Source organism: Cereibacter sediminicola, from assembly GCF_007668225.1.
Taxonomy (GTDB): domain Bacteria; phylum Pseudomonadota; class Alphaproteobacteria; order Rhodobacterales; family Rhodobacteraceae; genus Cereibacter_A; species Cereibacter_A azotoformans.
In genome coordinates this window covers 1-11,940 of sequence record NZ_VDEK01000002.1, presented here as the reverse complement: position 1 = coordinate 11,940, position 11,940 = coordinate 1, and the positions used below count along the sequence as shown (strand labels likewise).

9 protein-coding genes are annotated in these 11,940 nt (G+C 67.3%); 7 read left to right on the top strand and 2 right to left on the bottom strand.

The annotated features are described in order from the left end of the window. Nucleotides 1–60 precede the first annotated feature (60 nt). The 3 genes from cimA to FG154_RS01370 are packed head-to-tail and all read left to right on the top strand — an operon-like array spanning nucleotide 61 to nucleotide 3,193. Nucleotides 61–1,713 carry a citramalate synthase gene (cimA, locus tag FG154_RS01380; RefSeq protein WP_186312271.1) on the top strand — a complete coding sequence of 551 codons (1,653 nt, stop codon included), beginning with the start codon at nucleotides 61–63 and terminating at the stop codon, nucleotides 1,711–1,713. Then, on the top strand, nucleotides 1,710–2,429 hold the full coding sequence (locus FG154_RS01375; protein WP_145103655.1) for a class I SAM-dependent methyltransferase: 720 nt from the start codon (nucleotides 1,710–1,712) through the stop codon (nucleotides 2,427–2,429). Before cimA ends, FG154_RS01375 begins: the two co-directional genes overlap by 4 nt. Next, nucleotides 2,426–3,193, top strand: coding sequence for a squalene/phytoene synthase family protein (locus tag FG154_RS01370; RefSeq protein WP_145103653.1), 768 nt, complete (start codon nucleotides 2,426–2,428; stop codon nucleotides 3,191–3,193). The genes FG154_RS01375 and FG154_RS01370 overlap by 4 nt, the downstream gene beginning before the upstream one ends. Nucleotides 3,194–3,197: 4 nt before the next feature. Here the strand turns inward: FG154_RS01370 and FG154_RS01365 are convergent, their stop codons facing one another. Then, nucleotides 3,198–4,418 (bottom strand): MFS transporter, encoded by a 1,221-nt coding sequence (locus FG154_RS01365; RefSeq protein WP_145103651.1) that lies wholly within the window; start codon nucleotides 4,416–4,418, stop codon nucleotides 3,198–3,200. Between the two features lie 112 nt (nucleotides 4,419–4,530). Here FG154_RS01365 and FG154_RS01360 point away from each other — a divergent pair, with 112 nt between their 5' ends. The 4 genes from FG154_RS01360 to FG154_RS01345 all read left to right on the top strand — a co-directional run bounded on the left by FG154_RS01360 (nucleotide 4,531) and on the right by FG154_RS01345 (nucleotide 11,478). Further along, nucleotides 4,531–5,160, top strand: a complete 630-nt coding sequence (locus tag FG154_RS01360; protein WP_145104068.1) for a DNA-3-methyladenine glycosylase family protein — start codon at nucleotides 4,531–4,533, stop codon at nucleotides 5,158–5,160. Then, nucleotides 5,157–5,819, top strand: a complete 663-nt coding sequence (locus FG154_RS01355) for an alpha/beta hydrolase (RefSeq protein ID WP_145103649.1) — start codon at nucleotides 5,157–5,159, stop codon at nucleotides 5,817–5,819. The genes FG154_RS01360 and FG154_RS01355 overlap by 4 nt, the downstream gene beginning before the upstream one ends. 203 nt (nucleotides 5,820–6,022) lie before the next feature. Beyond that, complete coding sequence (locus tag FG154_RS01350; protein WP_145103647.1) at nucleotides 6,023–6,607, top strand: HNH endonuclease; 585 nt, start codon at nucleotides 6,023–6,025, stop codon at nucleotides 6,605–6,607. Between the two features lie 911 nt (nucleotides 6,608–7,518). Next, nucleotides 7,519–11,478 carry a sacsin N-terminal ATP-binding-like domain-containing protein gene (locus FG154_RS01345; protein ID WP_145103645.1) on the top strand — a complete coding sequence of 1,320 codons (3,960 nt, stop codon included), beginning with the start codon at nucleotides 7,519–7,521 and terminating at the stop codon, nucleotides 11,476–11,478. 62 nt (nucleotides 11,479–11,540) lie between these two features. Here FG154_RS01345 and FG154_RS01340 read toward each other — a convergent pair. After that, nucleotides 11,541–11,940: ATP-binding protein (locus FG154_RS01340; protein WP_186312261.1), on the bottom strand; the 400-nt coding region annotated here is incomplete at its 5' end.

Sequence of the window (11,940 nt, the reverse complement as noted above, 5' to 3'; positions counted from 1 at the left end):
GGGCTGTCTGCCCCCCGGACCCCCCGAGGATATTTGGACCAGAATGAAGGGCACGAACGCGTGGCGGGGCAAGGCGAGGCGTCAGGGTTGGTGAAGGAGCGCCTCTACCTCTACGACACCACGCTGCGCGACGGGCAGCAGACGCAGGGCGTGCAGTTCTCGACCTCGGACAAGCGGCAGATCGCGCTGGCGCTCGATTCGCTGGGGGTGGACTACATCGAGGGCGGCTGGCCGGGGGCGAACCCGACCGACAGCGACTTCTTCGCCGGGGCTCCGCGGCTCAGGGCGCGGCTCTCGGCCTTCGGGATGACCAAGCGCGCCGGACGCTCGGCCGAGAATGACGATGTGCTCGCGGCGGTGCTGGATGCGGGGACAGGCACGGTCTGCCTCGTCGGCAAGGCGCACGAGTTCCATGTGACCACCGCGCTCGGGGTGACGCTGGAGGAGAACCTTGCCTCGATCCGTGCCTCGGTTGCGCATGTGGTGGGCAAGGGGCGCGAGGCGATCCTCGATGCCGAGCATTTCTTCGACGGCTACCGCGCGAACCCCGGATATGCGCTCGACTGCCTGAAGGTGGCGCTGGAGGCGGGGGCGCGCTGGGTGGTGCTCTGCGACACCAACGGCGGCACGCTTCCGGCCGAGGTGGGGCGGATCGTGGCCGAGGTGATCGCGGCGGGCGTGCCGGGCGAGCGGCTCGGCATCCACACCCATGACGACACGGGCACGGCGGTGGCCGCGACGCTGGCGGCGGTCGATGCGGGCGCGCGGCAGGTGCAGGGCACGCTGAACGGGCTGGGCGAGCGGTGCGGCAACGCCAACCTCACCGCGCTGATCCCGACCTTCCTGCTCAAGGAGCCCTACGCCAGCCGGTTCGAGACCGGCATCTCGCGCGAGGCGCTGGCCGGGATGGTGCGGATCAGCCGGATGCTCGACGACATCCTGAACCGGGTGCCGCGCCGCGCCTCGGCCTATGTCGGGGCCTCGGCCTTTGCGCACAAGGCGGGGCTTCATGCCTCGGCCATCCTCAAGGACCCCGCGACCTACGAACATATCGATCCCGCGCTGGTCGGCAACGTGCGGGTGATCCCGATGTCGAACCAGGCGGGCCAGTCGAACCTGCGCGCCCGCCTCGCCGCCGCCGGGATCGAGGTTCCGGCGGGCGATCCGCGCCTCGGCCGCATCCTCGAGGTGATCAAGGCGCGCGAGGATCAGGGCTATGCCTACGACTCCGCGCAGGGCAGCTTCGAGCTGGTGGCGCGGCGGGAACTGGGGCTCATGCCCTCGTTCTTCGAGGTGAAGCGGTATCGCGTGACGGTCGAGCGGCGGCGGGTGGGCGAGGGCACCATGACGCTCTCGGAGGCCGTGGTGGTCGTGATCATCGACGGGCAGCGGGTGCTGTCGGTCTCGGAGAGTCTGGACGAGAACGGGACCGAACGGGGTCCGGTCAACGCGCTCTCGAAGGCGCTGGCCAAGGATCTGGGGCGCTGGCAATCGGTGATCGCCGACATGCGGCTCGTCGATTTCAAGGTGCGGATCACGCAGGGCGGCACCGAGGCCGTCACGCGCGTCATCATCGACAGCGAGGACGGACAGGGGCGGCGGTGGTCCACCGTCGGCGTCTCGCCGAACATAGTGGATGCCTCGTTCGAGGCGCTGCTGGACGCGATCAACTGGAAGCTCGTGCGCGACGCACGGCGCGAGGAGGGATCATGACGCCGGAAGACGCCTTCTTCACCCTGCATTCCACCCTCGAGCGCGAGGGGCCGGGCGATGACGAGAGCCTCGCCTGGGCGCTCGGGGTCGCACGGGTGCCGCCCTCGGGCCGGGTGCTCGACGCCGGCTGCGGGCCGGGAGCGGACGTGGCGGGGCTTCTGGCGGCGGTGCCGGATGGGCAGGTGGTGGCGATGGACCTGCACCAACCCTACATCGACGAGCTTGTGGCGCGGCTGGGGGTGGACGCGCGGCTGCGGGCGGTGCCCGGCGACATGCGCGCGCCCGAAGGCATGTTCGACCTGATCTGGTGCGCGGGCGCGATCTACAATGTGGGCATCGCCGAGGCGCTTTCGGCCTGGCGTCCGCATCTGAAACCGGGTGGCCGCGTGGCCTTTTCGGAGCTCGGCTGGCGGATCGACAATCCGCCGCTCGAGGCGCGCGAGTTCTGGACGCGCTATCCGGCCATGACCGATCGGGCGGGCATCCTTGCCCAGGTGGAGGCGGCGGGGTGGCGGGTGCTGGCCGACCGCTGGCTCCCCGAGGGCGGCTGGTCCGCCTATTACGAGCCGCTCGCCGCCCGTCTGGCCCATCTGCGGGCCGAGGCCGAGCCGACCCTGGCCGGCATCCTCGACGAGGAGGCGCGGGAAATCGACATCTGGCGCCGCCACGGATCGAGCTATGGCTACCTGCAGGTCGTGGCGGAGCCTTTGGCATGACCCTTGAGGCCTGCGCCGGGCTGGTCGAGCGCGGCGATCCCGACCGCCATGCGGCGGCGATGGCCGCACCGCCGGCCGCGCGGAGCCGCCTTCTGCCGCTCTACGCCTTCAACCTCGAGGTGGCGCGGGCGCCCTGGGTCACGCGCGAGCCGATGATCGCCGAGATGCGCCTTCAGTTCTGGCGCGACGTGATCGAGGAGGCGGCGCAGGGACGGGTGCGGGCGCATGAGGTCGCGGCGCCGCTGGCCGAGGTGATCCGCGAGGCCGGTCTGCCGGTGCCGCTGCTCGACGCGATGGTCGAGGCGCGGCGGCGCGACATCTGGGCGGAGCCGTTCGAGGATGAGGCGGCCTTTGCCGCTCATATCGAGGCGACGGCGGCGGGTCTCATGTGGGCCTCGGCCCTGGCACTCGGGGCGCCGGGCCACGCCGAGGGCGCGGTGCGCGGGATCGGCTGGGCGGCGGGTCTGGCCGCCTGGCTTCAGGCGGTGCCCGAGCTTGAGGCGCGCGGGCGCCAGCCGCTGCCCGACGGGCGGCCCGAGGCGGTGGCGCGGCTGGCACGGCGGGGTCTTGCGCGGCTGGCCGAGGGCCGGCGCGGTCGGCTGCCTGCCGTCGCCCGTCCCGCGCTCCTGCCCGCCTGGCAGACGGGCGCGCTTCTGCGGCTGGCTGCGGCCGAACCCGGCCGCGTCGCGTCGGGCACGCTGCAGCTGTCGGAATTCTCGCGCCGCTGGCGGCTGCTCCGGTCGGCCTTTACCGGCCGGGTCTGAAGCCTCAGCCCTCGTTCGGGCGCAGGGCGAGCCAGATCAGCGCCCCTCCGGCCGCCACGAGGAACGGCAGCATGGCGAGGTTCACGGCCTGCCAGCCGGCCTCGACCGTCCCGCCCGAGCAGTTCATCAGCCCGCCCGAGGCGAGCGAAGCCGCCGCCACGCCCGCGAACACGATCAGGTCGTTCAAACCCTGCACGCGCCCCCGCTCTTCCGGCGCATGGGCCGAGGCCAGCATGGCCGTCGCGCCGATGAAGCCGAAGTTCCAGCCGATCCCGAGCAGCACCAGCGCGCCGAAGAAATGCCCCAGCTCGACCCCCGAAAGCGCGACCGCACCCGAGGCCGCAAGGATGGCCAGCCCCGCCGCCATCACCTTTTCCGCCCCGATCCGGGCGATCACATGGCCGGTGAAGAAGCTCGGCCCATACATGGCCAGCACATGGGCCGTCACCACGTCGGCCGCGTCCGACGTGGCAAAGCCGCAGCCCACCACCGCAAGCGGCGACGAGGTCATCACGAGGTTCATCAGCGCATAGGCGACGGTCGCGCAGATCACCGCCACGGCGATCCGGGGATCGCGGATCAGCTCGGCCCGGCTGCGGCCGCGCGGGCTGCCCAGGGCGGGCGCCGCGGGGCGCGGAATGTCGAGAAAGGCAAAGAGCAGCATCCCCCCGAGGTTCAGCCCGATCGCCGCGAGGTAGGTGCCGAGAAAGGGCACCACCATCGACTCGGCCGTCAGCTTGACGACCTGCGGGCCGATCACGGCCGACAGCAGCCCGCCCGCCATGACCCACGAGATCGCCTTGGGGCGAAAGGCCTCGGAGGCCGTATCGGCGGCGGCAAAGCGGTAGAACCCCTGAGCCGACATGTAGATGCCGGTCAGAAGCGAGCCCGCGAGGAACAGCGCGAACGAGCCCTGCATCAGCCCCAGCGCGCAGACCCCGGCCCCGGCGGCCCCGGCGACCGCGCCAAGGACGAACCCGGCCCGCCGCCCGAACCGCTGCATGATCGCCGACAGCGGCGTGGCCGAGAGCATCGATCCCGTCACGGCCAGCGTGATCGGAAGCGTCGCCCAGCAGGGGTTCGGAGCGAGCGTCTGCCCCGAGAGCCCCGCCACGATGAAGACCATCGAAAGCTGCGAGCCGAGGATCGCCTGCGCGGCCACGAGGACGATCACGTTGCGGCGGGCGCGGGCATCGGAGGCGGGCAGGGCGGACGTCTGGCTCATGCCCTTCCCTAGTGCGCCGCCCGCGCCCCCGTCCAGCGAAAAGCTGAAGGCGCCGGGCGCGCGCCACCGCGTCGGGCTGGACGCCCGCGCCCCGATCCGCCATGGCTTGGGGATGACCGGCCGCATCCTGACCTCGCCCGCCTGCATCGCAGAGGGCCTCGACTGGCTCGCCCGGCGCGAGCCGCGCTTTGCCGCCGCCCATGCCCTGACGGGGGATCCCCCTCTGCGCCGCAGGCCCGAGGGCTTTGCCGAGCTGGTGGGGGCGATCCTCGGACAGCAGGTCTCGACCGCGGCGGCGGCGGCCATGCGGGCGCGGATGGAGACCGCGGGCCTCATGTCGCCCGAGGCGGTGGCGGCGGCCGACGAGGCGGCCCTGCGAGGATGCGGGCTCTCGGCGGCCAAGATCCGCTATGTCCAGGCGCTGGCGCGGGCGACGCTGGATTATCGCGCGCTGGCGCAGTTGCCGGACGCCGAGGTGGTGGCGCGGCTGACGGCCCTTCCCGGCATCGGTCGCTGGACGGCCGAGCTTTATGCCATGACCTCGCTCGGCCGGGCCGACATCCTCTGCGCCGGGGATCTTGCCTTGCAGGAGTCCGCCCGGCTTCTCTTCGATCTCGAGGCGCGGCCGAGCGAGCGTGCGCTGCGGGCGATGGCCGAAGACTGGAGCCCGTGGCGGGGCGTTGCGGCGCGCCTTCTCTGGGCCTATTACCGTCATGCCAAGGGACGGGAAGGAACCGCATGACACGCAAGCTGAAATTCGGGCGCCGCGGCCCGGCGCAGGGCGAGGCGCGGAGCCTCGTGATCTTCCTGCACGGCTACGGAGCCGACGGGGCCGACCTGCTGGGCCTGGCCGATCCTCTGGCGCCGCATCTGCCGGGCACGGCCTTCGTGGCCCCCGATGCGCCCGAAGGCTGCCGCGCAAGCGGTTTCGGCTGCCAGTGGTTTCCGATCCCGTGGCTGGACGACTCGTCCGAGGCCGAAGCCGCCGAGGGGCTCGAGGCGGCCGCCCTGGATCTCGACGCCTTCATCGACGAACAGCTTGCGGCCGAGGGGCTGCCGCCCTCCGCGATCGCGCTGGTGGGCTTTTCCCAGGGCACGATGATGGCGCTTCACGTCGCCCCCCGCCGGGCCGAAGAGATCGCGGGCATCGTGGCCTTCTCCGGCCGGCTCCTCGCGCCCGAGCGGCTCGCGGAGGAGGCGCGGGTGAAGCCGCCGGTCCTCCTCATCCACGGCGATGCCGACCCGATGGTGCCCTTCGCCGAAATGAGCCTTGCGGGTGAGGCGCTCACCCGCGCGGGCTTCACGACCTACGGACATGTGATGAAGGGCACCGGCCACGGCATCGCGCCCGACGGGCTCTCGGTGGCGCTGGCTTTCCTGAAGGACCGCCTGCCCGACTGACCCAAGTCCCGCCATCTTCATCGTCTGGCGAAAAAAGCGTCACATCCCCGTCACCTGAGGCCGCCACAACCGTTCCGGGAACCCAGGGCCGGTTGCGGGGCTTGCCTGAGGGTGACCGCCATATATAGTTGTGTCATCGGGGCGGGTTCCCCGCTCTGGTGCCGACAAACGGCAGACAGGGCGGAGAAGGAGTCACTTCGGCGATGGACGGCGATTTCAGAACCAGCTTCGTGCGCGAACCGGCGGCACTGAAACACTATCCGGCGCTCGTTCTGAACGCGGATTACCGGCCGCTCTCCTACTATCCGCTGTCTCTCTGGCCCTGGCAGGAGGCGATCAAGGCGGCCTTTCTCGACAGGGTCTCGATCGTGGCCGAGTACGATCAGGTCGTGCGCAGCCAGCGTGCGGCCTTCCGAATACCCTCCGTCGTGGTGCTCAAGGAATTCGTGTCCCCCCAGAAGCGCGTGGCCTTCACGCGCTTCAATCTTTTCCTGCGGGACGAATTCCGGTGCCAGTATTGCGGCGCGAAGGGCGACCTGACCTTCGACCATGTCCTGCCCCGTGCCCGGGGCGGCGTGACGAGCTGGCAGAACGTGGTGGCCGCCTGTTCGTCCTGCAACCTGCGCAAGGGGTCAAAGACGCTGCGGCAGGCCGGCATGCGCCTGTTCCGCGCCCCGAAGGAGCCCACGCCCGCCGAGATGCAGCGCCACGGCCAGCGCTTCCCGCCCAACCACCTGCACGAGAGCTGGCTCGACTATCTCTACTGGGACGCGGAACTCGAAGCCTGAGCGGCGTTGGTGCAGGGGCTGTGTAGAGGTAATGATAGTTGTCACCATAGGTCGGTTTCTGCTTCCTGTATGGTAGCATCGATTTCACCACCCCCCTGCTTCATTGACCCCTCACCCGATGCCCCCGCGCCGCGCAGTTCCTCCTTGGTGCTGCTCGGGGTGTGTGACGGGGAAAGCTTCGGCCCTATTCGGCCGGTCGGCCACGTTGGCGCCGTCCTTCGGACTGGTCGCTTGAGTTCACTGCAGCGAGATGCGCTCGCAGCCCTTCTCAGACCTTCGAGTTCACTGCAGTGTGGCCGGCGGCACCGACGCGGCGGGCGGAGAGCCGCCTGACGCTGCTGCGGCATGGCGCCCGCAGTGTCCCGCGAAACCGGTCACTCAGGCCGACGGCTCGAACGGGCGCGATGCGCAGATCGCGACCGCCCCGCCTCGGCGCCGTTGAGCGTGGCGGATCTGCAAGGTCGGCCCCTTGCGGCCGGTCGACCCTCTCCACGAGCGCGCCGAAGCGGTCGGTCAAGCGCACCGCAGCGATGGAACCGAGCAGCCCCTCTCAGACCTTCGAGTTCACTGCGGCATGGCCGGCGGCACCGACGTGGCGGGCGGAGAGCAGCCCGTGAGGCAGCGGTATCGCGCCTGCGGCAATCAGCGACAGCGGACCTTCGCATCCCGCTCAGAGGGCTAAGCGACGGGCAGAAAAAACGGACTTAGCTCCCAAGAAGTACTCTTCATACGCGCCCTTTGACCAGCTTCACCGATGGGCGGCATCGCCGCCCATCGGGATACTCGCTGCGAGAGAACATCGAAGCTGAGACGATCTTGCGCTTTGCCTGCTTATCCGCTCCACTTCGGGAAGTGCGGGTTGCCATAATTTATTTCCGGCGCTTCGCCTACTTATGAAGAGTTTCTCGCCCATGACGATGCAACGCGACGAAAAGTCGATTATCGAGGACCTTCGGACCAACCTGAAGGAACGCTACCATTTCGAGGGCGGACGGACGCTCCTGCGAGAACTTCTCCAAAACGCGGATGATTCTGGTTCAGAGCAAGTCAGGATCGCAGTTCTGCCCGGCTGGCCCGAGGCGGATCACCCGCTCCTGAGGGTTCCGGGGCTGATGGTCGCTAACGACGGCCGATATGACGCGGCATCAGCGCAAGGCATTGCGCGCTTCGGCGGCAGCATCAAAGCCACCGACACCGCCGCCATCGGGCGGTTCGGAATGGGACAGAAGACAGCGTTCCACGTCTGCGATGCCTTCCTCGTTGTCTCTGATGGCCACGAAAACGAGGTGCCTTCCCTCGTGGTCAATCCCTATATCGTCATAGGGAAACCCGGTGATGCATGCGTCGAATGGAAAGCCGCGCTGACCACGCGGGACCGTGATCTGCTTCTGTCGAGTGGCATCGCAGGCTCCGCCCGTCAGATGGTCCAATGGTATCCCCTCCGAAGCCCAACCCTCAAACCGAAGACGACCACCAGCGGCTTCCTACCCAAGTCCTACGACACAAGCTTGCTGGATGATGCCAACGACCCGTTCTGGCTGTCTGGCATCGTTTCGCTGTTGCGTAACGTCCGGAAACTCGAAGTTGTCGTGATCGATGGCACGTCCAGTGTCATTGATCGGGCCGCTTCCCCGCGCTTGCGCTTTGATCCTGCAACGCCGCAGCAGACTGATTTCGGTGGTCCGCTGTGCGCCGGAATCCGCAGCGTCGGCAAAGAAATGATGGCGCCGGCGGATTTTGGCACCGACCTGACCGCCTCGGAGGGTTGGCCGGATATCCTCGACCGGCAGGACGATGCCATGGTTCCACAGAAGGCGTTGCCGCATGGTGCCGTGGCGCTTCTCGTCGATCCCGACGGACAAGATGAACTCGACATCACGTGGTCCGTGTTCCTTCCTGTAGCGAGCGAAAGCGCGCCCCGCGTCGTCGGGACCGGACAGGTGCGGCTGTTCCTGCATGGCTACTTCTTCGTAACGAGCGGAAGGGACGCCATCCTCGGTCATGACAAGGACACGCCGGACGACGTCAGCGCCGCGTGGAACGCGCGGGTGCGCGACGAACTCGTGCTGCCTCTGCTGCCGGGTTTGTTGATGGATGCGCTCGAGTCAGACGTATTGACCGAGATGAGGCTACAGGCAGTCGTATCCGGCTTGAATGCGTCCGGGCTCATAAGGAACCATCGCAATGCAATATCGTCGCGGCAGGTTCTGGCGCGGACCTTGAACGACCGAAAGATCGGCTGGACGCTGAACGCGCCGAGTCTTCAATTCCGCGCACTGCCCGCGCCGGAAGATACCCGGCTTCCCCGGATCCTAGAACTGATCCCCGACCTCGAGCAACGCATGGCTGAGTGGAACCTTGTTCCAACAGTCGGGTCCAACGCAGTCCTGGCGCCAGTTGCCGCGGCCTGGCAGGACGAGGAACTTGCAAAAATGGCCGGGCTCCTGACCGGCGGCGCATTTGGTCAAGGGGGAAAGCTCGCACGGTTCGGCGAATTCCTTGATTTTGCACGCCGCGAGCGTCTGGCCAAGTCGGCAGCGCTTGTCGCGCCTGTCCTGAGCCTGCTTCGCCAGGCGATGACAAAGCGTGATGTCGATATGGCACAGGGCGAACACATCCGGATGGTCCTTCGCCATCTTCCGGATGATTGCGTGCTGCCCATGCCACCCAGCGTGATGCGCAGCAGCCAGATGCGCAGGACGCTGGCCGCGGTCGAGGCCGCGCCGCTGTGTATTCACCAAGACTGGCGTCCGACAAGCTTCGGAGCCCGAACCCTGTCGCTGATCGAAGCGAAGGTTCTGTTGACGGCCCTGCAACCGCTGTTGAAGCACACCGCGACCGAGGACGCGGCCGCAACCGCCGCAATTGCCATCCTGAAGGCGATGGGAGACAATTTGGCCGAGGCGCAGAGCGATCCGGAGTTCCGGACACTGCACATCGTCCGTGTCGACAAGGGGCTTGGCTTCCCGCGCAGCGCCAGCCTCGACGATCTGTCAAAGGCAGCAAGCAGCGGTCGCCTTTTCGCTTACAATAACGAGAACCGGAAGCTTGTCGAGCTGCTCGAACGTGCAGCTCCCGGTGCCGGCGCCATGATGATCAACTACGCCGAGGCTGCCCAGCTCCTGACCGAGCTCGGAGCCGGTCTGACCTATGCGAAAGATCCTTCCTACGAAACGGCGCGTCTTGCCGCAGAGGCAGATGCTTCGGGACCAGATGAAGCGCGTCTCGACCTGATGCACAAGCTCTGGAGCACCGAGAGCAAGTACCGCCCGTACCTACGCGCGCTCCTTGCCGGACGCCGCGAAGCCCGCTTCGATGACCGCGACCTGCTGTGGATCGAAGGGGGGAACGGCCAACTCGACACTTTCGCGCGCAGCCTTGTCGGAAGAGACGACAAGACCATCTTGCTGAATTCGACCCTGATGATGCGCATTGACGCCGTGAAACAGGGACAGCTTGGCGTCCGGAAGTTCGATGGTGCGACACTTGGCGAAAATTTCTTGGCCAATCAGAGGCATATCGCAGCCACTCCGATTTCGCCCGAACTGTTCTCGGCCTTTTTCATGGCGAATATCCCGGACGAAGATCTCGAACTTCTGCCGATCTTCGAGACCAACCAGGGGCGCGTTGCTGCCGTGCATGGCTTTCGCCAGAACCCGGACTTGCCCTTTCCGGACGGCATCGACGTGCCTATCTTGCACGCCCCGTTCGGCAACGCGGCGCAGGAACAGTTTCGCCGGATCACTTCGGCGCGCATCTGGTCCGCGGAGCGGCAACTTGCCTTCCTGCTCGGCCAACCCGAGCCTGCAAAACATGTTGCACAAATTATCGCAGCCATTCGGGATGGCAGGACAGCGGAAACGCTACCTCTGCTTGCTGAGACGCAATGGCTCACCCTGATCGACGGGCGCACAGTCGCGCCCGCAGCCGTAATGGATCTACCTGGCTTGAATTCGGGCCTGCTCCCCTCGGACATGGCAACACGCAAGGATGTACCAGTCGGCCTGCTCGACGAGGACACCTTGCGTCTTCTGGTGAAGGACGGTGTGCTGAAGGACACCGCCGCAAGCAAAAGTGCGCTTCCGGACCGTCTCTCTGATGGAAGCCTCCCGTGCTGGATCGGCGAGCGGCCCGGTGACATCGCCCCTTACCTGCAATCCCTCGCAAAAGACGGCGCAGACCTGACCTTGCCGGGATGGCCCCTTCTGGCCTGGCTGTTGTCGGCGCCAGGCGCCGAGGCACAGACCATCGTGCGCGAGGTTCAGCAGCACGGGGCTCCGGAGCCTGACCATTTCCATGGTTGGATGAATTCTCTCTCGCGCATCGCCGCTTCAGGGAACCAGTCTGCCCGTGCCGTCTATGACTCGGGTTTCCGCTTTCTGGCGAGAACGTCGAACGATCAGATCGGGAAAATCCTTTCCGGAACACGGGTGCCAACGCGCGACGGAACCTGGCGTGCCGCAGACGAGGTGGTCGCGCATGGCGGTGCCGTCGCCTTCGCGCATCGTCTTGACCCCGAATTGTCGCGGCTTCTCCCGCAATCGGCACAGGGTTCGGGTGACGACCCGCGAAAGCTTCGCCCAAGTGACGCACCCGCTGAACTGACGGAAAAGCAGTCCGCCGATAGCCTGAGGCCGATCCTCGCCCGTGCGAAAGTTGCCGTTCCCGCCGAGATGCTCGCCGTTCTGGTGTTCATGCTCGGTCGGTCGGATTGCTGGCGCGCGCTGATGCGTGAAGAGCTTGGGCTGGCCACCCCGGTGATCGAGGGGATCGAGCGCGATTTCGAGAACCAGGTTGTCAATCGGCATCCAAAATTGACCCCCAATCGGCGTCCAATTTTGACCCCCCGGCTCCGTGAGATCAGGGCCTGAGCCGACGGAACGGTCAGGTTGTGGAGGCGGCTCAGGCCCTGATCGGGCTCGCGTGCTGAGGGTCAGGCGCGGTTCTTGAAGCGCCAGCTCTCGTTGCCAGTCTCGATGATCTCGCAGTGGTGGGTGAGCCGGTCGAGGAGCGCGGTGGTCATCTTGGCGTCGCCGAAGACGGTCGGCCATTCGCCGAAGGCGAGGTTGGTGGTGACGATGATCGAGGTGCGCTCGTAGAGGCGGCTGATGAGATGGAAGAGCAACTGCCCGCCGGCTTGGGCGAACGGCAGGTAACCGAGTTCGTCCAGGATCACAAAGTCGAGGCGGCCGAGGTAGTCAGCGGTTCGGCCTTGCTTGCCGCTGCGGGTCTCGGCTTCAAGCTTGTTCACGAGGTCGACGACGTTGAAGAAGCGACCGCGGGTGCCAGCGCGGATGAGCGCGCGGGCGATGGCGATCGCGAGATGGCTCTTG